The organism is Streptomyces sp. NPDC088147 (assembly GCF_044741565.1).
Classification (GTDB): domain Bacteria; phylum Actinomycetota; class Actinomycetes; order Streptomycetales; family Streptomycetaceae; genus Streptomyces.
In genome coordinates, this window is the sequence record NZ_JBIUSY010000003.1 from 815,888 (window position 1) to 837,334 (window position 21,447).

A 21,447-nucleotide genomic window follows, 5' to 3' on the forward strand; every position below is an offset into this window, starting at 1 on the left:
TCAAGGTCACGGCGAAGGTACTGGAGGGCGGAACACCCCCGCCTGCGCGGGGAGCACTCAACGACCTCGATCGCCGGTTGATCCCAAGGCGGAACACCCCCGCCTGCGCGGGGAGCACTCGCCCTGCCCGATGTCACTGCCGTCCGGCTCCGGAACACCCCCGCCTGCGCGGGGAGCACGTCCAGTACCGCGCCTCACAGAACCCGTCGTCCGGAACACCCCCGCCTGCGCGGGGAGCACGACCAGTCCGGCCGCAAGGTCGGCGCCGGTCGCGGAACACCCCCGCCTGCGCGGGGAGCACGTGGTGGCGTTGTCCTCCAGCGCGGTGAACGACGGAACACCCCCGCCTGCGCGGGGAGCACGACTTCACGGGCGGTGTTGTCGTACAGGTCGGCGGAACACCTCCGCCTGCGCGGGGAGCACCCGGTGCAGGTCGTCCAGCATGTCCTTCAGGGCGGAACACCCCCGCCTGCGCGGGGAGCACGGTTCCGGACCCCTATCATCGCCGCTACCAACGGAACACCCCCGCCTGTGCGGGGAGCACGTTGTCGCGGACGCCGTCGCAAGGGTGTTCCACGGAACACCCCCGCCTGTGCGGGGAGCACCCTTCTCGACCTGCGGCGTTAGATCAGCTTTGCTGCTGCTTGACCATCGGTCGTCCTCATGCCTCCATGCTGTCAGAGGCGTGTGGTCGGTGGGGCCGCCTTGTCGTCGTAGCTCGATGGAATGCCCAATCGGATCGCTCGACAAGCCGCCGGCCAATCAACCCGGCCCACGCGGAGCAGAACCCCCGCCGGACACCGGTTCATGGCGCACGTTGCATGCGCCATGCATGTATATATGTTCAGGTATGTCCGGCTCGTCCGGCGGAAGCCGCGTGTTCGAAATATGATGGGGGTGAGGCTTGAGCGAGAGCCCTCTGTACTCCGTTGCGAGGAACAACTCACAGCGGTCCACCAACGGACGTACCTCGGAGCGGTGCATGACCCGGCGTCGTCCCGTCCGGTCGGCGAGCGCCGACGACCTGCTGACCACACTCGGCCGGCTCACCGCCCAGGCGCGGCGGCGGGTGGAGTTGCAGCATGCCCGGGTGGAGCTGGCGGAGGCCCTGCAACGTGCGATGCTGCCGCCTTTCCTGCCCGCCGTACCGGGGCTGCGGACCGCCGCCAGGTACGCGCCCGCGCGGGACGGGCTGGATATCGGCGGCGACTGGTACGACGGATTCGTGCTGCCCGACGGCGCGCTCGCGTTCTGTGTCGGTGATGTGCAGGGGCACGACGTCGAGGCGGCCGTGATCATGGGGCAGGTGCGGATCGGTCTGCGGGCGGTCGCCGCGGCGGCCGGTGACCCCGGGCAGGTGCTGAGCCGGGCCAACGATCTGATGCTGTCGGTGGACTCCACCCTCTTCGCGACCTGCACGTTCCTCCGCTTCGACCCCGTCACCCGGGTGCTGGAGAGCGCCCGCGCCGGCCATGTGGCCTCGGTGTGGGCCGCGGCGGACGGCAGCTCGGGTGTCGACGAGGACCCGGGCGGTCTGCCGCTGGGCATCCTGCCGGGGGAGACGTATCCGGTGATCCGCCGCCGCCTGACGGACACCGGGGCGTTCGTGCTGGTCACGGACGGTGTGGTCGAGGGGCCGTCCTTCCCGGTCGAGAACGGTCTCGGGCGGGTGGCCCGGCTGACCGCCGAGGCGGTCCTGGCCGCCGAGGACGCCCGTACCGGGGTGGACCCCGGCCAGCTGGCCGCCGAGGTGCTGAAGGTGGCCGAGCTGACCGGTCACTCGGACGACGCCGCCGTGCTCGTCCTCTGCCATGACTCCGTACCGGACGGCCCCGTCGGCGCGTACCCGTCGTGCCGCTGACCCGGAGGCCCGGCGTCCGCGCGTACGGTCCGGGGTGACGCGAGCCCTCCGGCAGTGCGTGTCACGGCGTACCCGGGCGGTGGGCGTTGTCTGATGGCTGATGTGGTGCGTACCGAGGAAGTCCAACGTCTGTCCCTGGCGGCTCTCCGGATTCTCGGCGTCGCCGTCGCCTACTACGGGGTCGCACAGCTCGGTCTGCTGAAGCAGCTGGTGATCGAGGGCGCGGTCGTGACGGCTCTCTGGCCGTCCACGGGCATCGCGCTGGCCGCGCTGCTCTTCCTGGGCCTCGGTGTCTGGCCGGGGATCACGCTCGGCGCCCTCTTCACCGTCGTGACGCTCGGTTCCGTCCACCTCTTCGACATCGGGATCATCGCGGCCAGCACCCTCGCCCCCGTCGGTGCCTGTCTGATGCTCCGGCGCGTGGGTTTCCGTACGGAGCTGGACCGGCTGCGGGACGGGGTCGCCCTGGTGTTCCTCGGGGCCCTGGCCGGGATGCTGATCAGCGCGACGCTGGGCGTGTTGATGCTGGTGCTCGGCGGCAAGCTGCGGCTGGCGGGATTCTGGCCGACCTGGTCGGCGTGGTGGGTGGGCGACGCCATGGGCGTGCTCGTGGTCACGCCGGTGCTGCTGATGCTCCGCAGGGCCCGGCGCCCGCGGGCCAGGGACTTCCGCCGCTGGCCCGAGGCGGTGGCCCTGCTGATCACCGCCGTCGTCGTGACGCCGCTGGCCACCATGAGCAGCCTCTCCCTGCTCTTCCTCGTCTTCCCGGTGCTGATCTGGGCCGCGCTGCGCTTCCAGCTTCCCGGGAGCGCGCCGTACGCGCTGTTCGTGACCGTACTGGCGATCTCGGAGGCGACCGACCTCGTCGGGGCCTTCGCCCATCACAACCTCATCCAGCGGATGGTCAGCCTCCAGGCCCTCAACGGGTCCGTCGCGCTGACCTCGCTGCTGCTGGCGGCGATCGTCACCGAGCAGCGGAACGTCCGGCTGAAGATCGAGGAGGCGTGCGTGGAGCTGGCCGATCTGGTGGCGCACCTCAGCCCGGTGGAGCCGCCGACAAGGTGGGGGCGGGACCGTGGGACGAACGCCAGGGGCGGCTGATCCCCGCCGCCCGGCCCCGCCCGACCACGGCCAGCCACGCCCGACCACGCCCGGCCCCCGGCCACGCCCGGCCCCCGTCGCCCTCGCGACCGCACAGCGCGCGGCGTACCGGCGTACGGCGTACGAGGCAACGATCCGGACGAAGCCCGGACAGGGCCCAGAGAGGTGAGGTAGCGCACCATGCCCCTGACAGGAGCGATGTTCCTCGGCGCCGAGCGGCGGACCGGCCGCGGACCGGTCGTCGCCTCGGTCGATCCCCGTACGGACACCCCGCTGGAGCCCGGCTACGGCTCCGGCACCCCCGAGGACGTCGCCCGCGCCTGCGAACTGGCCGAGCAGGCGGCCCCCGGCTACCGCGCCACCTCCCCCGAGCGGCGGGCGACCTTCCTGGAGCGGATCGCGGACCGTATCGAGGCGCTCGGCGAGGAGCTGACCGTCCGGGCCGTCGCCGAGAGCGGCCTCCCCGCGGACCGGGTCACCGGTGAACGGGACCGTACGACGGGGCAGTTGCGGCTCCTCGCGGCGGAGGTGCGGTACGGCTCCTGGGCGGAGGTACGGATCGACCGGCCGCTGCCCGACCGCGTCCCCGAGCCGCGGCCCGATCTGCGGGAGCGTCATATCGGCATCGGGCCGGTGGCGGTGTTCAGCGCGAGCGACTTCCCGCTCGGGTTCTCGGTGGCGGGCGGCGACAGCACCGCCGCGCTCGCCGCGGGCTGCCCCGTCGTGCTCAAGGCGCACAGCGCCCACCTGGGCACCTCGGAACTGGTCGGCTCGGCCGTGGCCGCCGCCGTACGCGAGAGCGAGCTGCCGGAAGGCGTGTTCTCGCTGCTCTTCGGCTCCGGCGCGGAACTCGGCAGGGCCCTGGTCGCCGACCCCCGGATCCGGGCCGTCGGCTTCACCGGATCACGGGCGGGCGGCGAGGAGCTGATGCGTACGGCCGCCGCCCGCCCGGAACCGGTCCCCGTGTACGCCGAGATGAGCAGCGTCAACCCGGTGTTCCTGCTGCCCGGCGCCCTCCGCGACCGGTCGGCCGCGCTGGTCGAGGGGTTCGTCGACGCGCTGACGGCGGGGGCCGGGCAGTTCCGTACCCGGCCGGGGCTGCTGGCCGGGGTCAACGGACCCGAGCTGGCAGAGTTCCTGGCGGCGGCCGGCCGGGAGGTGTCGACGCGGACCGCGCAGACGGTCCAGACCCGCGCCCTCCACGACGCGTACGAGAGCGCGGCGGCGGCGCTGACGGCGGTCGAGGACGTACGGGAGATCGCCGCCGGACAGCCGGGCGAGGGGGCCAACACCTGTGCGCCCCGGCTGTTCACGGTCCCGGCCGAGACGTTCCTGAGCCGGCCGGAACTCCAGGGTCAGACGTTCGGCGCCGCCGCGACCGTGGTGACCTGCCGTGACACGGCCCAACTCACCGAGGTGGCCCGTGCCTTGCGGGGCCAGCTGACGGCCACGGTCCACCACGGCCCGGGGGACCAGGACACCGCCGCCGCCCTGCTGCCGCTGCTGGAGACCAGGGCGGGCCGCGTGCTCTACGCCGGCTGGCCCACGGCGGTCGAGGTCAGCCACGCCATGGTGCACGGCGGTCCGTACCCCGCCACCTCGGACGTCCGCACGACCTCGGTCGGCACCCTGTCCGTCCGCCGCTTCCTGCGTCCGGTCTGCTACCAGGACGTCCCGGCCGACTTCCTGCCCGCCGATGTCTCCGACGGCAACCCCCGCGATCTGCCGCGCCGGCTGGACGGCGCCAGGGAACAGCGCTGAGCGCTTCCGCCGCTGCCGCCGCTTCCGCAGCGCCCGCCGCTTCCGCCGCTGCCGCCGCTTCCGCAGCGCCCGCCGCCGTCCGCCGCCGTCCGGACCCCGGCTCTCAGTGGTAGACGGGGAACGGCGTGGTCGCGGGGCTGATGAGGGCCGCGTACGGGTCCTCGTGGCGGCGATGACGGCCGGACTGGCCGCTGTCGGACGGCGGGGTACGCGGGGTGAGCAGCCCGTCGTTGGCCAGGGTCTGTACGCGGAGCAGCAGCGCCCGCAGATCCAGGCCCAGTTCGGCGGCGACCGTCTGGAGGTCGAGGCCGGACTTCCAGCTCCACAGCAGGACGGAGTCCATGCTGGCCGACCAGACCACGGACTCCTCCACGGCGGGGGTGTGGAAGACCGTGGGCGCGGCGGCGGCCGTCTGCGCGTCCTGGGGCATCGCGTCCGGCTGCGGGGGCATCTCGGCCCGGGGCTGCGGCAGCTGGACATCCGACACGGGGAAGGCGTCGGCGGCGGGATCGTGCATCGGCGGGTGCCCCTGCCCCGGTGCCTGCCCCTGCCCCTGCCCGTGCCCTTGCCCCTGTGCCTGCGGCGGGGGCGGCGGCGTCTGCGGTGGCTCCTGCGGGAACAGCGGTGCCAGCGGCGCGAGCGGTGGTGGCGGTGGCTGCGCTCCGCGGATCAGGAGTTCCTCGGCGACCGACCGGGCGTCCTCCCTGCCCACCGTGCGCCGCGCGACCCGCACTTCGCGTTCGTTCAGGCCCATCAGATCGGCCACCGCGCCGTCGTTTCCGACCGTCACGGAGAAGGCCGCGAGCGTCCTGCTCCGCTCGGCCTGCGCCTCGTCCAGCACTGACTGCGCCTGGCGCACACGGTCATCGCTGGCGCAGAACGCTTCGGCCAGGACAGTGTTCCGCTCCCAGAGTTCACGTGGATCCACGTGCGTAACAACGCCCGTGGCCCGGACAGGCATGGACTATGTGTTCAATTGCACCCAAAGGGCCTAAAGATAGAATAAGGGCCAGTTGGATCAGATCTCTCATGGAGATCTCATGGAATGACAATCTCCGGCAGCGCTTCGGTGGCGGTCCAGCCGGCGACTCAGGTCGACAGCCTGGCGGCGCGCGTCCGCAGATACCGTGCCTCGGGCACGCTGAGCGTACGCCCGGCGGCCAGCCGGTAGGCGGCTCGCGCGCCGTCGATGTCCCCCGATTTCTCCAGCAGATGCGCGCGTACGGCGTCGAGCCGGTGATGGCCCGCCAACCGGTCCTCCAGTACGGCGACCTCGGCCAGCCCCGCCCGGGGGCCGCGCACCATCGCGACGGCCACGGCCCTGCCGAGTTCGGCCATGGGCTCGGGCGCGCGGCGCACCAGAATGTCGTACAGGGCCAGGATCTGCGGCCAGTCGGTGTCCTCGGCGCGGGCCGCCTCGTCATGGAGCGCGGCGATCGCGGACTGCAACTGGTAAGCGCCGGCCGGGCCCTGGGACAGCGCCTCCGTCACCAGCGCGGTGCCTTCCGCGATCGCCTTCCCGTCCCAGAGGGAACGGTCCTGCTCGTCCAGCGGGATCAGTTCGCCCTCAGGGCCCGTACGCGCCGCGCTCCGGGCGTCGGTGAGCAGCATCAGCGCGAGCAGCCCGGTCACCGCGCCCTCCCGGGGCAGCAGCCGGCGTACGGCCCGGGTCAGCCGGATCGCCTCACGGGCGAGATCCGCGCGGTGCAGATCGCTGCCGGAGGTCGCCGTATACCCCTCGTTGAAGATCAGATAGAGCACCTGGAGCACGGGCGCGAGCCGTTGGTCCCGGTCCTCGGGGCCCGGCTGCCGGAAAGGCACCCCCTTGATCCGCCGCTTGGCCCTGCTGATCCGCTGCGCCATCGTCGCCTCGGGCACGAGATGGGCGCGGGCGATCTCGGCCGTGGTCAGACCGCCGACGGCGCGCAGCGTGAGCGCGATCTGCGCGGCCGGGGCCAGTGCGGGGTGGCAGCAGAGGAAGAGCAGGGTGAGCGTGTCGTCCTGGGACGGCGCGCGGCTCTCACCGGGCGGCGGCGCCGTGAACGCGTCGCGCGGTGCGAGCGCCGCGGCCGTCTCCTCGCGCAGGCGCCGTGCCTCGTCGGCGCGCAGCTGGTCCATGAGCCGCCGGGAGGCGACCCGGATCAGCCAGCCGCGCGGGTTGGCGGGCACCTCTGTCTCCGGCCACTGCCGCGCCGCCGCGAGCAGCGCCTCCTGTACGGAGTCCTCGGCCGCGCCGAAGTGTCCGTACCGGCGTACCAGCGCGCCGAGGACCTGCGGCGCGTGCAGCCGCAGCAGGTCCTCGATCTCCGTTCCGGGCCTCATTCCGTACGTCTCACACGTCGCCCCCGCCCATGTCCGGGATGGGCCGGATGATCACGGGGTAGACCGGGGAGCCCTCGGGCGCCGGGCACCGCAGGAAGCGCTCGGCGATCTCCGTCACGCGCTCCAGGCTCTCGCAGTCCAGTACCCAGTAGCCGGCGAGCAGTTCCTTGGTCTCGCCGTACGGGCCGTCCGTGATCACGGGCCGGCCGTCGTCGCCGACTCCGACGACGCGCGTGGCGGCGGGCTCGGCCAGACCGTTCCCGTCCACCATCTCGCCGCTCTCGGCGAGGTCGTTGTTGAGCTCTTCCATGTAGGAGAACATCGCCCGCAGATCGTCCTCGTTCCAGGCCGGGCTGTGGGCGGACGCCTTGCCCGCCATCGCGTCGTAGTCGGCCTGCGCGCCCTGCACCATCACCAGGTACTTCATGATGTCGTCTCCTCTGTTCCTCGGTGGACCGTCACCCCTCGTGGGCGACTCTCACAGGGGACGTCGGAGCGGGTCGCGCGTTCTCGACAGCTCACGGGACGGACTGGCGAAGATTTTTCCGCAACCCCTCTCACGGCGGAAGTCTTCCGGGGGCGGAACCGCTCCGGAACCGCTCCGGGACCGGAACCGCAGCGGTCAGCGGGCCGTCTCCCGCGCGGGAACGGCGCGGGACGTCTGCGAGGGGGTCCGGTCGGGCGCGTCGGGCGCGGTGTCCAGCGGCCGGCGGGCCCAGCGGCCCGCGAGGACCGCGCACACCATCAGCTGCACCTGATGGAAGAGCATGAGGGGAAGGATCACCGGGCCCGCCGAGGCCCCGAACAGCACCGCCGCCATGGGCAGTCCCGTCGCCAGGCTCTTGTTGGAGCCGCAGAAGACGATGGTGATCCGGTCCTCCTTGCTGAACCCCAGCCGTCGCGCGACGAACGAGGTCACCGTGAGGGCCACCGCCAGCAGAAGCACGGCCAGCGTCACCAGACCGGCCAGCCGCGCCGGGGTGATCTGCCGCCAGATGCCTTCCGCCATGCCCTGGCTGAAGGCCGTATAGACGACGAGAAGGATGGAGAACCGGTCCAGCAGGCCGATCTGCTTCTTGTGCCGTCCGATGAACCCGCCGATCCAGCGGCGCAGCAACTGCCCGGCGACGAAGGGAAGCAGGAGCTGGGTGGTGATGGCCACCGCCCCGTGGGCCGAGAAGCTGACGGTGGAGCCGATCAGCCACGCCGCGAGCAGCGGGGTGGCGACCATGCCGAACAGGCTGGAGTACGTACCGGCGCAGATGGCGGCCGGGACATTGCCCCGGGCGGTGGAGGTCAGCGCGATCGACGACTGGACGGTCGAGGGAACGACGCAGAGGAAGAGGAGGCCGGTGTAGAGCTGGTCGGTGAGGAGGAACGGTACGAGTCCGCCCACGGCCAGCCCGAGCAGCGGGAAGAGCGCGAACGTACTGGCCCCCACCACGAGGTGGAGTTTCCACTGCCGCAGGCCGTCGACCGCCTCGCGGGTGGAGAGCCGGGCGCCGTAGAGGAAGAAGAGCAGCGCGATGGCGAGATCGGCGGCACCGCCGACGGCCACGGCCGCCCGGCCGGTCGCGGGCAGCAGCGCCGCGAACACGACCGTGCCGAGAAGGGCGACGACATAGAGGTCGACCGCCCTTCCCAGCCGGCCTGGCCAGGCCATCAGCCAGGACGACGTCAGCCAGGACTTAGAGGTCACGTCATTCACCGTTCTCGCCTTGGTACGGCGGATGCCCGATCTGCCCGATCTGCTCGATCACACCACGTGAGCCGGAGCCCGCGCCGGAGCCCGAGCCGGAGCCGGAGCCGGAGCCGGTGCCCGCGCCCGAAGCCGCGCCCGAACCCGAGCCGGGGGACTGGCCGGAGGACGGGGCGGGCGACGCCTCGGAGCCGGAGGACGGGCGCGGACACGAGCAGGACCCGCCCGGGTCGCCGCTTCCGGTCCCGTTGTTCCCGGTCTGGACGTCGATGGCGCCACCACCCCCGTCGTGGTCGCTGCCCGCCGTGCCCTTGCTCCTGAACAGCATGTTGAGCGTCCGGTCGACCTCCAGCCACGAGTCGGCGTGGGAGTTGTCGACCACCAGCAGACCGACGTTGCGTCCGGCGACCGGCCCCGACTTCTCCGGCTCGTCGTCGTCGGCCTGTGCGGTGCCCGCACCGCACAGGACGCTCGTCGTCGCCGCGACGAGGACACTCGTCGTGGAGACTCCCCTCAGCAGGGGTGATTTCTTCGGAAGACGGTGCCGGCCGGTGCCGGACCGAAGGAAATGAGATGACAAGAGGGAATTCCCGTGGTCACACCGACACCGAAACGCGACTGTCGTGGTGTCTGCTGATGTTCTTTTCCAGCAATTCCGTCGATCCCTTGACCCCGATCGCCCCCGTCTCCCTGGTGTCCGGCAGTCGGCCGTCGGCCATTTTCAGATCGACCAGCGCGCCGTCGATCGCGCCGTGCGCGGCGAAAAGACACGGCGTGCTGTAGATGGCGAGATTCACGCCCAGGTCGGAGAGTTCGGAGAGGGAGAGCCTCGGCGACTTTCCGCCCGCGATCTGGTTGAACAGCAGCGGCTTGTCGCCGACGACCGAGCGGATCTTACGAATCCACTCCACGCTCCGCACACCGTCGACGAGGACGACATCCGCGTCCGTCTCCGCCAGCGCGGCGGCCCGCCGTACGATCTCCGACTCCTCCGTGGCGTCCGTACGCGCCACCACGAGCATCTCCTCCCTGCTGCGCAGCACCAGGTCGAGCTTGGCCAGGTACTCCTCCAGCGGCAGGATGAGCTTCCCGTCCGCGTGCCCGCACCTGCGTGGCCGCTTCTGGTCCTCCAGGATCACCCCCGAGGCCCCGGCGCGCTCCAGCCGCTGGACGACATGGCACGCGACCTCCGGGTCCACGTACCCGTCGTCGATGTCGACAAGCATGTGATGGCGTGGGAACGCCAGACGGAGCCGTTCCGCGAAGGCCACCATGTCGGGCCAGGCGATGAAACCGATGTCCGGCAGCCCGTAATGGGAAGCGGCGAATCCGAAGCCGGAGACAAAGAATCCGTTGTAGTGCTGGGCCGCGATCGAGGCCGAGTACATGTCGTAGATGCCGATGAGAGGTGTCGTACGAGGCGATTCGACCGCTTCTCGCAAGGCATTGCCGTAGCGCATGGTTCTCCCTCATTCCAGAACCCGCCCGGTCACGAGTTCAGGCGACGTGCTGACGGGCACACATTTACAGAAGACCAAGACTTCGTAAAACGACACACCGTGTCGTCGCCCGATCTGGCAAAAAATTCGGAGTGATCGATATGTATGACATTTCAACGAAGTGACGATTCCTCGTCCGGCGCGCGGGGCTCAGTGGGCGAGCCGGGTCTCCAGGCCGTCGAGTACGCAGGCGAGTCCGCCGTCGAAGCCGTCCTCGCGGGCACCGCCCATGTCCTGTCCGCGCTGGGCGGCGTACAGCCTGCGCAGGCGCGGGTACGGTGCCACGGCCCGCTCGGCGGCCGGCCACAGCCGCTCCGTCCACTCCCGCTCGCTCTGACCGCTGCGGGCGAGCATCGTCAGCCACGCGGCCTCGCTGGTGGACACCCCGATGACGAACGAGACCACGGTGTTCACGGCCTGGTCGGCCTCGGGCAGCGGGAAGCCCGCCTCCTCGAAGACGGTGAGCAGGCTCTCGAACAGCCGCATCATGTTCGGACCCAGGTAGGCCATCCCCACCTCACCGAGCACGGAGACGATCCACGGGTGCCGCAGGAACGCGCCACGCAGACTGTGGGCGCAGCGGGTGGCGGCCTCGCGCCACCGCTCCGGGTCCCCGGCGTCCGGCAGTTCGATCTCGCCGTAGACCTCGTCCACGACCAGCTCGATCAGCTCGTCCTTGTTGGCGACGTGCGAGTACATCGAGGTGGCGCCCGCGTTCAGCCGGGTACCGAGCTTCCGCATGCTCAGCGCGTCGATGCCCTCGGTGTCCAGCAACTGGAGGGCCGTGGCGACGATCTGTTCCCGGCTCAGGGCCGGCTGCTCCCGCCGCTGCCTGCGCGGACGGGTCCACACGGACGGGAACGGCTGGTCGTCGGCCGGCATACGCACTCCACTCTCGGTGCTTGGCACTCCTCCGGGTCCCCGGCGGCCCAGGATAGCCCAGGGCGCGCACGGCGTACGGTCCTGCGTACGGTGTGCGGACCGGTGATCGGTGATCAGTGGCCGGTGACTGGTGACTGGTGACTGGTGACGGTGATCGGTGGCCGGTGACCGTCCGGAGGGCCCGCGGCTATGCGGCGGGTCCTCCGGGGGAGACCAGGCCCGTCTCGTAGGCCAGGACGACGGCCTGGGCACGGTCGCGCAGGGCGAGCTTGGCGAAGATACGGGCGACATGGGTCTTCACGGTGGCTTCGCTCAGGGTCAGTCGGCGGGCGAGTTCGGCGTTCGAGAGGCCGCCGCCCATGAGGGTCAGGACCTCCAGCTCGCGAGGCGTCAGGGCGGTGAGATCGCGGTGGACGGCGGGGAGTTCGGGCGCGTGCGCGGGCCGGTCGCCGCCGGAGGCGAACCGTTCGACGAGGCGCCGGGTGATCGAGGGGGAGAGCAGCGCGTCACCGGTGCTGATGAGGCGTACGGCGGCGGCGAGGTGCTCCGGGGTGACGTCCTTCAGCAGGAAGCCGCTCGCGCCGAGGGCCAGGGCGGCGTAGACGTAACGGTCGAGGTCGAAGGTGGTCAGCATGAGCACCCGGCAGTCCGGGTTCTGCTCCAGTACGCGCCGGGCGGCCTCCAGACCGTCCATGTTCGGCATACGGATGTCCATGAGGACGACGTCCGGGCGCAGTCGGCGGGCCGCTTCCACCGCCTCGGCCCCGTCGACGGCCTCGCCGACCACGTCGATGCCGCGCATGGTGAGGATCAGCCGGAAGCCGGTACGGACCAGGGCCTGGTCGTCGGCGATGAGGACACGGGGGGCCGACTCGTTCGCGGGCGCGGGCGCGGGCGCGGGCTCGTTCGCGGGCGCGGGCGCGGGCCGAGGTGTGGGTCCGGGCGCGGGTGCGGACGGAGGCCGGGACGGCGGGGTGCCGGGGGCGGTGCTCATGGCCGGTCCAGCGGTATCGGCCGGTCCAGCGGTATCCGTGCCCGTACGCGGTATCCGCCGCCGAGGCGCCGCCTGGCGTCCAGCTCGCCCCCGTACACGGCGACCCGTTCCCGCAGCCCGAGCAGGCCGCGCCCCGCTCCGCCCCTTTTCTCCGGGGCCGGTTCCCTCGGCGCGGGCCGGTCTCCGGCGAGCACGCTCGGCCCGCTGTTCAGCACCTCCACCCGCAGACTGCGGTCCGCGTACCGCACCGTCACCTCGGCCTTCCCGCCGCCGGCGTGCTTGAGCGCGTTGGTCAGGGCCTCCTGGACGATCCGGTACGCGGTGAGATCGATCCCGGCGGGGAGCGTGCGCGGCTCTCCGGAGACGCGCACCTCGACGGGCAGTCCTGCGAAGGCGATCCGGTCGATGAGCGGGCTCAGCCGGCTCAGGCTCGGCTGCGGCGCGAGGGCGCCCGCGCTGTCGTCGTCCCCGTCCGCACCGTCCTGCGACGGTGCCAGCAGCCCCAGCAGATGGCGCAGTTCGGTCATCGCGTCACGGCCCGCGCCCTCGACGGCCAGCAGCGCCGCGGCGGCCTCGTCCGGCAGCGTGTCCAGCACCTCGCGGGCGGCTCCCGCCTGGACGACCATGACGCTCACGTTGTGGCTGACGATGTCGTGCAACTCCTGTGCGATCCTGGCCCGTTCGGTGTCCACGGCGGTACGGGCCGCGCTCTCCCGTTCGCGTTCGAGGAGCCAGCGCCGGTCCTCCAGCGCCTTGCGATGGAGCCCTCGCGCCCGTACGAGCGCCACGCCCAGCCAGCCGACGGCCGCACAGGCCGCCACGAGGGCGGCGATCAGTCCGCCCGTCCCGGATATCCCCACGGATCTCACCTTCGCAGACGGCCCCGTGGCACGCATCAATCCCCAGGTCCAGCACCGTACATCCGTGGGATGACGCGACCGGGAGGTTACCTCCAGGGAGGGACGTGCGGCCCGTACCGCTCCTCCAAGCTTCATGCCATGGCTACCGAAACCGAAGAGGACAGCAGACCGGCCGCCGGGGCGGCGGCCGTCGTCCGGCTCACGGACGTGCGCAAGGAGTACGGCGACACCACGGCGCTGAACGGCGTATCGCTGGAGATCGGCGCGGGGGAGTCGGTCGCGGTGATGGGACCGTCGGGCTGCGGCAAGTCCACGCTGCTCAATATGGTCGCGGGGCTGGACCGTCCGACGTCCGGGACCGTCATGGTGCACGGCGAGGATCTGGGGCGGCTGAGCGAGAAGGGGCTCGCGCTGTTCCGGCGCCGGCGGATCGGCATGATCTTCCAGTTCTTCAACCTGCTCGACGATCTGCCGGCGCTGGACAATGTCGCGCTGGCCGCGCAGCTGACGGGCGTACCGGCCTCGCGGGCCCGCAAGCGCGCACTGGAACTCCTCGACGAACTCGGCATCGCCGACCGGCGCAACGCCTATCCGGCGGTGCTGAGCGGCGGCGAGCGCCAGCGGGTCGCCGCCGCCCGCGCTCTGATGAACCGGCCGGCCCTGCTGCTCGCCGACGAGCCGACCGGCGCCCTGGACAGCCGCGCGGGGGAGCAGGTGATGGATCTGCTGCTCGACCTCAACCAGATAGGCCAGACACTGCTGCTGGTGACGCACGACGAGCGGATGGCGACCCGGTGCGCGAGCCGGGTGATCCAGGTCGCGGACGGCCGGGTGGCGGGTGAACGCGGCTTGGAGCGTACGGAGCGTGCAGTGCGCGCGGACCGCACGGAGCGTTCGGAGCGGGCCGTATGAGCGCCGTATGGCACGCTTCGCGCGCGGCCGTCCGGCGCCGCAGGCTCCAGACGGCCGTCATCGGTCTCGTCGTCTTCGCCTCCACGGTGGCGATCGTGGTGGCCCTCGGGCTGCTCGAAGCCGCCTCGGCGCCCTTCGACCGTGCCTTCGCTCAGCAGCGCGGCGCCCATGTCGTCGCGTCGTTCGACCGGGCAGGGGTCTCGGACGCCCAACTGGCGGCGACGGCGCGACGGCCGGGGGTGGAGGCGGCGGCGGGTCCGTTCGAGCAGGCCGTCATCACCCTCCCCGACGCCGGTGCCGCCGCTGACAAGGGATCCGCTGAGAAGGGACCCGCTGAGAAGGGATCCGCTGACAAGGGATCCGGGCCGCCGGCCGCTCCGCGCACGATCACCGGCCCCCTCACGGTCGTCGGGCGCGCCGATCCGGGCGGCCCTGTGGACCGGGTGCGCCTTCTGGCCGGACGCTGGGCCACCCGCCCCGGGGAGATCGTCCTGCACGCACTGGGCGCCGAACGGGATGTCGGTACGGTGATCAGCGTCCCCGGCGGTCCTCAACTCACCGTCGTGGGCTGGGCCAGCAGTCTGAGCCGGTCCGCCCAGGGCTGGGTCTCCCCCGGCCAGATCGCGGCCCTGCACCCGACCGCGGCGCAGATGCTCTACCGCTTCAGCGGCCCGTCCTCCAGCACGGACGGCCGGATCGAGAAGGCGCTGGCCTCGGCCACGGCGGACCTGCCGGTGTCGCCGCTCGCCTCGCAGTCGTACCTCGGCATCAAGCGGGACGTCGGCCGCGCGGCGGCGGCCTATGTGCCCTTCCTGCTGGCCTTCGGGGTCCTCGGTCTGGTGGTGGCGGTCCTGATCGTCGCCAATGTGGTGAGCGGGGCGGTCATCGCGGGGCTCCGGCACATCGGGGTCCTCAAGACGCTCGGTTTCACACCGAACCAGGTCGTCTCCGTCTATCTCGTGATGGTGCTCGTTCCGGGGGTCGTCGGCTGTGTCACGGGCACGGTCCTCGGCGGCGTCGCGGCACAACCCCTGCTGAAGAGCGTCTTCATGGGGATCGGGACCCAGGATCTCGTCGTGGGCATCAGCCCGTGGGTGTACGGCGTGACGCTGCTCGGGATGCCCGTGCTCGTCGTCCTCGCCGCGCTCGTCCCCGCGCTGCGCGCGCACCGGTTGTCCGCTGCCAGGGCGATCAGCGCGGGCAGCGCGCCGCGCGCCGGACGCGGGCGCCGGGTACAGCGCGCGCTCGCCGGCACCCGGCTGCCGCGCCCGGTCAGCCTGGGCCTCGGCCTGCCGTTCGCACGGCCGGGCCGTACCGCCCTGACTCTGGCGGCCGTTGTCCTCGGCGTGACCACGGTGACGCTGGCCACCGGACTGTCCAGCACGATGGCCGCGTACGGCGAGGCCGTGCAGCGGGTCGGATACGTACACACCGTGGTGTACGTGGGCAAGCCCCAGTTCGGCGAGCCCGCGCCGCGGCAGGGCGACGCCGGGACGGAAGCCCTGCTGCGCTCGCTGCCGGGCACGGTCCATGTGACCGCCGACGCGTGGATCGACGTCAAACTCGCCGGGTACGCCGAGAACATCAGCTGCCAGTTCTTCCGCGGCGATTCCGGCACCCTGGGCGAGACGGTCGCCAGGGGCCGCTGGCTGGAAGGGCCGGGCGAGGTGGTGGCGCCGCCGGCGTTCCTGAGGAAGCGCGGCCTGGACGTCGGTGACCGGGTCACCTTCACGCTGGGCGGCGAGAAGGCGTCGGCCACCATCGTCGGCGAGTCCATGGACGGCATGCCCGACCTGCTCCGGTCCAACTGGGAGACGCTGACCGCGTTCGCACCGGACCGCGAGGCCAATCAGTACGAGATCCGGCTCGCCCCGGGCACCGATGTCGGCGCCTACAACGCCGCGGTCAGGGCGGCGGACCCCGGGCTCAACCCCGTGGCCCTCCCGGAGACGAACCGCGACGCCGTCATCATCATCGGCTCGGCCTCGGCGCTGACGGTGCTCCTCGCGACGGTCGCGGCGCTGGGCGTCTTCAACACCGTCCTCCTCAACACCCGCGAGCGGAGGCGGGATCTGGGCACGCTCAAGTCCCTCGGGATGACACCGCGTCAGGTGAGCGTGATGGTGGTGACCTCGATGGCGGCGCTCGGCGCGGTCGGCGGTCTGCTCGGCATCCCGGCGGGCATCGGCGCGTACGGTCTGATCATGCCCGCCATGACGGACGCGGCGGGTGTCTCGCTCCCCGCTTTCATGACGGACGTCTGGCACGCCCCCGTACTGGCCCTGCTCGCGCTGACGGGTGTCGTGATCGCCGCCCTGGGCGCCCTGGTCCCGGCACGTTCGGCGGCCCGTCTGACGATCGCGAAGGTGCTGCACAACGAGTGAGGACGGTGGGGACGGTCATCGGCCCGAAGCGGCGTGCCGGCTCTCGGCGGGCGGTTCGGGAAGCTCGCGTCGCGTACGGACCGGGGAGAGGAAGGTCGGCAGAAACGCCCCGGCCAGGACGGCGCCGCCGATCCAGAGCGTGCTCTGTACGGAGAGCAGTTCGCCGAACAGGCCGGCCAGGGCGGAGCCGACGGCGAGCGCGCCGGTGAGGAGGAAGCGGAAGGTGGCGTTCATGCGGCCGAGCAGGGCGTCCGAGGTCATCCGCTGGCGCAGGCTCACGCCGAGGACGTTGTCCATGCCCGTCTTGAACATGGCCAGCAGATAGCCGGTACCCGCGAGCCACAGACCGGCGCCGTCGTCGATGAGCGGTACGAGGAGTCCCGCGGGGGCCAGCCACAGGCCGGCGACGGCGAGCGTGCGGCCGTGGCCGAGCCGGGCGGCGAGGGGGCGGGCGCAGCGGGCGCCCAGGAGCAGACCGGCGCCGCCCACCGCCCAGAACAGTCCCAGCGCACCGGCCGGAAGGCCGAGTTCGCGGATGAACAGCACCGGCAGCATGGTGTTGATGATCTGCGAGCCGAGGTTGGCGAGGGCCGCCGTGAGGGCGAGGGCGCGCAGTTCCTTGTTGCCGAGGACATGGCGCAGACCTTCCGCTATCCGGGCGCTCAGCCGGGTGGGCCGCCCCGGGGGCGGGGGAGGCGCCGGGGCGCGGCGCAGGGCGGTGAGCCGGAGAGCCGAGGCCAGATGGGCGACGGCGGTGCAGACGAGGGCCACGGGCGCCGTGAGCAACTGGACGAGCCCGCCGCCCGCGCCGCGTCCGCTCACATTGCCGACGGCGATGAGGGTCATCACGGCGGCGTTCGCCTGGACGAGCCCTTCGCGGCCGACCAGCCGCGGCAGCACACTCTGCGAGCCGATGTCGAAGAAGACGGTGGCGCAGCCGGTCAGTACGACGACCACGTACAGCTGCGTGAGCGTGAGGGCGTCGAGCCACCAGGCCACGGGAACGGAGGCGAGCAGCGCCGCCCGCGCCAGATCCGCGGTGATCAGCACGCTGCGCTGGCGCATCCTGTCCACCCAGGCCCCGGCGGGCAGTCCGATGAGGAGGAAGGCGACCGTGCTGAGGGTGGCGAGGGCTCCGACCTGGCCGGGGGACGCGTCGAGTGTGGTGACGGCGATGAGCGGGACGGCGACGTAGCCGATGTTCGTACCGAGCTGGCTGAGGGCGGTCGCGGTGAAGAGCGTGCGGAAGTCGGCCATCCGCCAGGGGGAATGGGGCTGCATGATCCGTTCTTTCGGTGGTGGGTCGGCGCGAGGCGGTATGAACATCGGGCCGTACGCGGGGTGGGCCGTGTGAGCATCGGGCCGTGTACGGGTCGGGCCGTACGCGGGTCAGGCCGTGCGCACGCGCTCCGCCGGGCCGCGTTCCCGGCCGCGCGTCATACCCACGCCCGTCAGCACGATGACCATGCCGGTGAGGACGCGGGCGCTCAGCTCCTCGCCCAGGAAGATCGCGCCGAGGGTCACCGAGACCACCGGCAGGAGATAGCCGACGGTGGCGGTCGTGGTGGGGCCCTCGGTCTCCAGGAGCCGGTAGTTGAGGTGGAACGTGACGCCCGTGCCCAGAACGCCCAGGATGACGACGGCGATCACCGCGCTGAGGGTGGGAGCGCCGGAAGCCGCCGGTGCCATGGGAAGCGCGAGGGTCGTCAGGCCCGTCGCGGCGAGGAGCTGGGCCCCGGAGAGGGCGAGCGGCGCGGTGTCCCGGCCCGTGAGATGGCGGGCCATGTAGGCGAAGGCCACCGCGTAGCCGGCGGCGGCGCCGAGCAGGACCAGGGCGCCCCAGCTGGTCAGTCCGCTCCGCTGCCAGGGCGCGAAGATGAGCAGGGTGCCTGCGAAGCCGAGGAGCAGACCGGCCAGCCGGAGCGGCCGGAGCCCGCGTTCCGTGCCGAGCCCGAGGCCGATCAGCAGGGACCAGAGGGGTGTTGTGGCGTTGAGCACGCCCGCGACGCTGGAATCCACGGTCTGTTCGCCGACGCCGAAGAGAAAGAACGGCAGGGCGTTGCAGAAGAAGGCGGCCACGATGAGATGGCCCCAGGTCCCGCGGTCGCGGGGGAGGCGCTGGCGGGCGGAGAACGCCAGGGCGAGCAGGACCGTGGTCCCGAGCGCACAGCGGATGACGGCGATGTGGAGGGGGGACAGGCCCCCGGTCAGGGCGACCTTGATCCAGAGGAAGCCCGATCCCCACAGCAGGGCGAGAACGGCCATGCGGAGAAGGGTGGTGCGTGAGCCGCCGAGCATGGTGCGCCTCCTGCGCGTCGGGACGGGACAGGACCGGACAGGACCGGACAGGACCGGACGGGACCGGATGGGTCGGGACGGGGGTGGGGCGAGGTGGGGGTTTTACGGTGTCCCAGGAGGCTGTCGTAAGACAAGCGAAAAGAACTGCACTCACCGTTAAGCTCTTCTGCATGCTTGATATGCGGCGCATGCAACTGCTCCGGGCGGTGGTGACCAGTGGTTCGGTCACCGCGGCGGCCCGGAATCTCGGCTACACGCCCTCCGCCGTCAGCCAGCAGATGGCGACGCTGGAGAAGGAGGCGGGGATCACGCTGCTGGAACGGTCGGGCCGGGGAGTGCGGCCCACCGACGCCGGGCGGTTGCTCACCGAGTACGCGGCTCTGATCGGCAGACAGGTCGCGGAGGCGGAGACCGCTCTGGCGGACCTGCGGGCCGGGCGGACCGGGCGGGTGGTGGTCCGCTACTTCGCGACGGTGGGAGCCACTCTGCTGGCCCCCGCGCTGGCGGAGCTGCGCGGTGAACACCCGGGCATACAGGTCGACTTGAGGCTCACCGGTTCCGACGATCCGCTGCCGGAGGTGAGGGAGGGCCGGGCCGATGTGGCGCTCGTGGTCCGGCCGAGGGGCGGGGCGTTCGTCGACGGCGTACGGTTCGTGCACCTTCTCGACGACACCTACCGTGCCGTACTCCCCAAGGGGCACCGGCTCGCCTCGAAGCGGGTGCTCGACCTGTCCGATCTCGCCGAGGAGCCATGGGTCGCCAGCGAGTGGCCGGGCCCGTGCCTCGACGCCATTCTCACCGCGTGCGGCGCGGCCGGCTTCAGCCCGGACTTCGTGGTGGAGAGCGAGGACTACGCCACGGCGCAGGGCTTCGTGGCCGCCGGGCTGGGCGTCAGTCTGGTCCCGGTCACGGGGCTGGCCGGCCACCATCCCGCCGTGGTCGTACGCAAGGTCAGGAACCCGGAACCGGTCAGGGCGATCTACGCGGCGGTACGGGGACCGGGCCCGGACCCGATCGCGCTGCGCGGGCTGCTCGACGCGCTGCGGAGGGCGGCGACGCCGTAACGCGCGGAGTGACGCCGTAACCCGCGGAGTACGGGGCCGTCCTCGCCGGATCCGTACCCCGTACCCTCACCGCGTGCGGCGCGTCGGACCGCCGGGTCAGACCGCCGGGTCTCCGACCAGCTGGTCACCCGGGATGCCCGCCTTGTCGGGGTGGTAGTAGTCCCTGATGGCCTCGGCCCAGGTCGCCCGCGCGATCCGGTCCGCGTCCGTGGGGCCGAACGCGTCGAAGAGGGCGTGGATGTTCGCCAGCCGGAAGCCGATGGCCGTCATGAGCGCGGCGAACGTGGGCCGGCGGATCAGTCCGTCGCCCTCCAGATCGCCCAGGGCGGTCAGTGATTCGGCGAATTCGGTGACCGCCTCGTCGAAGCGTTCCGGAGAAAGGACGCAGGCCGTGTACTCGTCGAAACCGACCTTGCCGTCGCGGTCGGCGTCCAGTTCGGCGGCCAGGGTCGTCCAGTAGGTCCGGAACGCGGCCACCATCGCGCTCTTCGCGGTCTCGTCGGCGCCGGGCACCGCCCGGATGACGCGGGTCGCCATGAGGTCGAAGTCGTCGGCTTCGAGGTGTCCGTTGCCATCGACGTCGAAGAGGGTGAAGACGAGCTTGACCCGGTTGAGTGCTTCCGTACGCATGGTGTCTCGTCCTCCGTGAGGCAGTGACCGGCGTGCATGCGTTTTCACTATGCGAGGCGGAGGGCGGTACGTCCGTAAAAGTATCCGTATTCATCAGATGGGGTGAACGCGACGTCTCAGAGGGTGAGTTGAACGTCCCTCGCCGCATCGAGCGCCGCTCGCGCGAAGACCTGGACGGCGCCGGTGTCGTTCCCGGCCCGCCACACCAGCCCGTACCCGATGGGGTCGGCGTCCGCGAACGGGAGGTAGGTGACACCGGGCCGCGCGTAGTACGTGGCGGAGTGCGCGGCCGCCAGCAGGGCCCCCTTGCCGCCGGCGACCAGCATGAGCGCCTCTTGCATCTGGGTGACGGCCGGGCCGCGGCGGATCGGTCTGCCGCCGGGCGTGCGCGCCGGCACGCGCTGCTCCAGCCGGTAGCCGGGGAGTTCACCGGCGATGGTCAGCAACGGCACGTCGGCCAGGTCTTCGAGCGACACCTTCCCGTCGGCGGACAGCGGATGCCCGGTGGGGACCGCCAGCACGCGCCCCTCCGTGAGCAGGGTGGGACCCCCGCCCAGATCGTCCTCGCGTACGGGGAACTCCGTGAGCTGGACATCGAACTCACCGCTGCGCAGCTGTCCGAACGGATCCGAGAGCGGCACCTCACAGATCTCCACGCCCAGCTCGGGGTGGCCGGCGCGCAGCGCCTCGGCGGCCTTCATCACGATCTCCCCGGCCAGCGGGGCGGAGAAGCCGACGTGCAGCACTCCTCCGATGCCCCGCGCGGTGGCGGCGGCCCGTGCGACGGCGGCCCCGATCGCGCGGTGGTGCGGTTCGAGATCGTCACGGAGCTGCCGGCCGAGGGCGGTGAGGGCGACGCGGCGGCTCGTACGGACGAACAGCGGGGCGCCGACGCGGCGCTCCAGGCGCTGCACGAGCTGGCTCACCCGGGCGCGGGACAGCCGCAGCCGGTCCGCCGTGCGGCCGAAATGCAGCTCCTCGGCGAGGATGAGAAAGCACTCCTGTTCAACGCGCTCCATGGATGCCCCCGGTTGATGAGCCTGCCGGATCGGTGAGCCCGCGGGATCGGTGAGCCCGCGGGATCGGTGAGCCCGCCGGATCGGTAAGCCTGGCTTGACGAACGTTGCGATCTTCGCCGTTGTTCCCCCGTAGCCCCTGATCGATGGTGGCTGAGCCAAGA

At 71.8% G+C, this 21,447-nt stretch carries 19 protein-coding genes and 1 CRISPR repeat array; of the genes, 6 read left to right on the forward strand and 13 right to left on the reverse strand.

Features of this window, described 5'->3' with window-relative positions:
• Positions 1 to 28: 28 nt before the first annotated feature.
• Positions 29 to 605: a CRISPR direct-repeat array (repeat unit 29 nt; unit sequence CGGAACACCCCCGCCTGCGCGGGGAGCAC).
• 377 nt (positions 606 to 982) lie between these two features.
• The 3 genes from ACIOGX_RS14540 to ACIOGX_RS14550 all read left to right on the forward strand — a co-directional run bounded on the left by ACIOGX_RS14540 (position 983) and on the right by ACIOGX_RS14550 (position 4,723).
• Positions 983 to 1,861 carry a PP2C family protein-serine/threonine phosphatase gene (locus ACIOGX_RS14540; protein ID WP_401913089.1) on the forward strand — a complete coding sequence of 293 codons (879 nt, stop codon included), beginning with the start codon at positions 983 to 985 and terminating at the stop codon, positions 1,859 to 1,861.
• A 102-nt stretch (positions 1,862 to 1,963) separates the two neighbouring features.
• Positions 1,964 to 2,962, forward strand: coding sequence for an MASE1 domain-containing protein (locus tag ACIOGX_RS14545; RefSeq protein WP_356509430.1), 999 nt, complete (start codon positions 1,964 to 1,966; stop codon positions 2,960 to 2,962).
• A 180-nt stretch (positions 2,963 to 3,142) separates the two neighbouring features.
• Positions 3,143 to 4,723: an aldehyde dehydrogenase (NADP(+)) gene (locus ACIOGX_RS14550; RefSeq protein ID WP_401913092.1), complete on the forward strand. Its 1,581-nt coding sequence runs from the start codon at positions 3,143 to 3,145 to the stop codon at positions 4,721 to 4,723.
• A gap of 103 nt (positions 4,724 to 4,826) precedes the next feature.
• Here the strand turns inward: ACIOGX_RS14550 and ACIOGX_RS14555 are convergent, their stop codons facing one another.
• The 9 genes from ACIOGX_RS14555 to ACIOGX_RS14595 all read right to left on the reverse strand — a co-directional run bounded on the left by ACIOGX_RS14555 (position 4,827) and on the right by ACIOGX_RS14595 (position 12,979).
• Complete coding sequence (locus ACIOGX_RS14555; RefSeq protein ID WP_401913095.1) at positions 4,827 to 5,651, reverse strand: hypothetical protein; 825 nt, start codon at positions 5,649 to 5,651, stop codon at positions 4,827 to 4,829.
• Between the two features lie 161 nt (positions 5,652 to 5,812).
• Positions 5,813 to 7,045, reverse strand: coding sequence for an RNA polymerase sigma factor (locus ACIOGX_RS14560; RefSeq protein ID WP_401913098.1), 1,233 nt, complete (start codon positions 7,043 to 7,045; stop codon positions 5,813 to 5,815).
• Positions 7,046 to 7,055: 10 nt separating this feature from the next.
• The gene (locus tag ACIOGX_RS14565) at positions 7,056 to 7,472 is read right to left on the reverse strand and encodes a YciI family protein (protein WP_356509187.1); all 417 of its coding nucleotides are present in this window, start codon (positions 7,470 to 7,472) and stop codon (positions 7,056 to 7,058) included.
• A 195-nt stretch (positions 7,473 to 7,667) separates the two neighbouring features.
• Entirely contained in the window at positions 7,668 to 8,708 is a 1,041-nt protein-coding gene (locus ACIOGX_RS14570; RefSeq protein WP_401913429.1) for a bile acid:sodium symporter family protein, read from the reverse strand.
• Positions 8,709 to 8,745: 37 nt separating this feature from the next.
• On the reverse strand, positions 8,746 to 9,324 hold the full coding sequence (locus ACIOGX_RS14575; protein ID WP_401913101.1) for a hypothetical protein: 579 nt from the start codon (positions 9,322 to 9,324) through the stop codon (positions 8,746 to 8,748).
• Positions 9,325 to 9,340: 16 nt separating this feature from the next.
• On the reverse strand, positions 9,341 to 10,204 hold the full coding sequence (locus ACIOGX_RS14580) for an oxaloacetate decarboxylase (RefSeq protein ID WP_129767413.1): 864 nt from the start codon (positions 10,202 to 10,204) through the stop codon (positions 9,341 to 9,343).
• A gap of 189 nt (positions 10,205 to 10,393) precedes the next feature.
• Positions 10,394 to 11,125, reverse strand: a complete 732-nt coding sequence (locus ACIOGX_RS14585; protein WP_401913104.1) for a TetR/AcrR family transcriptional regulator — start codon at positions 11,123 to 11,125, stop codon at positions 10,394 to 10,396.
• Between the two features lie 187 nt (positions 11,126 to 11,312).
• Complete coding sequence (locus ACIOGX_RS14590) at positions 11,313 to 12,119, reverse strand: response regulator (RefSeq protein ID WP_401913107.1); 807 nt, start codon at positions 12,117 to 12,119, stop codon at positions 11,313 to 11,315.
• Entirely contained in the window at positions 12,116 to 12,979 is an 864-nt protein-coding gene (locus tag ACIOGX_RS14595) for a sensor histidine kinase (RefSeq protein ID WP_401913110.1), read from the reverse strand. Before ACIOGX_RS14595 ends, ACIOGX_RS14590 begins: the two co-directional genes overlap by 4 nt.
• Positions 12,980 to 13,117: 138 nt before the next feature.
• On the opposite strand from ACIOGX_RS14595, the gene ACIOGX_RS14600 reads away from it, so the two are divergent.
• Together ACIOGX_RS14600 and ACIOGX_RS14605 are read left to right on the forward strand one after the other, a co-directional pair.
• Positions 13,118 to 13,891 (forward strand): ABC transporter ATP-binding protein, encoded by a 774-nt coding sequence (locus ACIOGX_RS14600; RefSeq protein WP_401913113.1) that lies wholly within the window; start codon positions 13,118 to 13,120, stop codon positions 13,889 to 13,891.
• Entirely contained in the window at positions 13,888 to 16,275 is a 2,388-nt protein-coding gene (locus tag ACIOGX_RS14605) for an FtsX-like permease family protein (protein ID WP_401913116.1), read from the forward strand. Before ACIOGX_RS14600 ends, ACIOGX_RS14605 begins: the two co-directional genes overlap by 4 nt.
• A 15-nt stretch (positions 16,276 to 16,290) precedes the next feature.
• Here ACIOGX_RS14605 and ACIOGX_RS14610 read toward each other — a convergent pair whose 3' ends face one another.
• Both ACIOGX_RS14610 and ACIOGX_RS14615 read right to left on the reverse strand, forming a co-directional pair.
• A complete protein-coding gene (locus ACIOGX_RS14610; RefSeq protein WP_401913119.1) occupies positions 16,291 to 17,556 on the reverse strand; it encodes an MFS transporter in 1,266 nt (421 codons plus the stop codon).
• Between the two features lie 108 nt (positions 17,557 to 17,664).
• Positions 17,665 to 18,540 (reverse strand): DMT family transporter, encoded by an 876-nt coding sequence (locus ACIOGX_RS14615; RefSeq protein ID WP_401913122.1) that lies wholly within the window; start codon positions 18,538 to 18,540, stop codon positions 17,665 to 17,667.
• Between the two features lie 203 nt (positions 18,541 to 18,743).
• Here ACIOGX_RS14615 and ACIOGX_RS14620 point away from each other — a divergent pair, with 203 nt between their 5' ends.
• The gene (locus tag ACIOGX_RS14620) at positions 18,744 to 19,637 is read left to right on the forward strand and encodes a LysR family transcriptional regulator (protein WP_356509203.1); all 894 of its coding nucleotides are present in this window, start codon (positions 18,744 to 18,746) and stop codon (positions 19,635 to 19,637) included.
• 96 nt (positions 19,638 to 19,733) lie between these two features.
• Here ACIOGX_RS14620 and ACIOGX_RS14625 read toward each other — a convergent pair whose 3' ends face one another.
• Positions 19,734 to 20,267, reverse strand: coding sequence for an EF-hand domain-containing protein (locus ACIOGX_RS14625; RefSeq protein WP_356509204.1), 534 nt, complete (start codon positions 20,265 to 20,267; stop codon positions 19,734 to 19,736).
• 116 nt (positions 20,268 to 20,383) lie between these two features.
• On the reverse strand, positions 20,384 to 21,286 hold the full coding sequence (locus ACIOGX_RS14630; protein ID WP_401913126.1) for a LysR family transcriptional regulator: 903 nt from the start codon (positions 21,284 to 21,286) through the stop codon (positions 20,384 to 20,386).
• Positions 21,287 to 21,447 lie beyond the last annotated feature (161 nt).

Excerpts from the sequence above, each read along its gene's own strand:
- ACIOGX_RS14540 (WP_401913089.1), top strand. The coding sequence starts at position 983 with ATGACCCGGCGTCGTCCCGTCCGGTCGGCGAGCGCCGACGACCTGCTG.
- ACIOGX_RS14550 (WP_401913092.1), top strand. The coding sequence starts at position 3,143 with ATGCCCCTGACAGGAGCGATGTTCCTCGGCGCCGAGCGGCGGACCGGC.
- ACIOGX_RS14560 (WP_401913098.1), bottom strand. The coding sequence starts at position 7,045 with ATGAGGCCCGGAACGGAGATCGAGGACCTGCTGCGGCTGCACGCGCCG.
- ACIOGX_RS14565 (WP_356509187.1), bottom strand. The coding sequence starts at position 7,472 with ATGAAGTACCTGGTGATGGTGCAGGGCGCGCAGGCCGACTACGACGCG.
- ACIOGX_RS14570 (WP_401913429.1), bottom strand. The coding sequence starts at position 8,708 with ATGGCCTGGCCAGGCCGGCTGGGAAGGGCGGTCGACCTCTATGTCGTC.
- ACIOGX_RS14580 (WP_129767413.1), bottom strand. The coding sequence starts at position 10,204 with ATGCGCTACGGCAATGCCTTGCGAGAAGCGGTCGAATCGCCTCGTACG.
- ACIOGX_RS14585 (WP_401913104.1), bottom strand. The coding sequence starts at position 11,125 with ATGCCGGCCGACGACCAGCCGTTCCCGTCCGTGTGGACCCGTCCGCGC.
- ACIOGX_RS14590 (WP_401913107.1), bottom strand. The coding sequence starts at position 12,119 with ATGAGCACCGCCCCCGGCACCCCGCCGTCCCGGCCTCCGTCCGCACCC.
- ACIOGX_RS14600 (WP_401913113.1), top strand. The coding sequence starts at position 13,118 with ATGGCTACCGAAACCGAAGAGGACAGCAGACCGGCCGCCGGGGCGGCG.
- ACIOGX_RS14605 (WP_401913116.1), top strand. The coding sequence starts at position 13,888 with ATGAGCGCCGTATGGCACGCTTCGCGCGCGGCCGTCCGGCGCCGCAGG.
- ACIOGX_RS14610 (WP_401913119.1), bottom strand. The coding sequence starts at position 17,556 with ATGCAGCCCCATTCCCCCTGGCGGATGGCCGACTTCCGCACGCTCTTC.
- ACIOGX_RS14615 (WP_401913122.1), bottom strand. The coding sequence starts at position 18,540 with ATGGCCGTTCTCGCCCTGCTGTGGGGATCGGGCTTCCTCTGGATCAAG.
- ACIOGX_RS14620 (WP_356509203.1), top strand. The coding sequence starts at position 18,744 with ATGCTTGATATGCGGCGCATGCAACTGCTCCGGGCGGTGGTGACCAGT.
- ACIOGX_RS14625 (WP_356509204.1), bottom strand. The coding sequence starts at position 20,267 with ATGCGTACGGAAGCACTCAACCGGGTCAAGCTCGTCTTCACCCTCTTC.
- ACIOGX_RS14630 (WP_401913126.1), bottom strand. The coding sequence starts at position 21,286 with ATGGAGCGCGTTGAACAGGAGTGCTTTCTCATCCTCGCCGAGGAGCTG.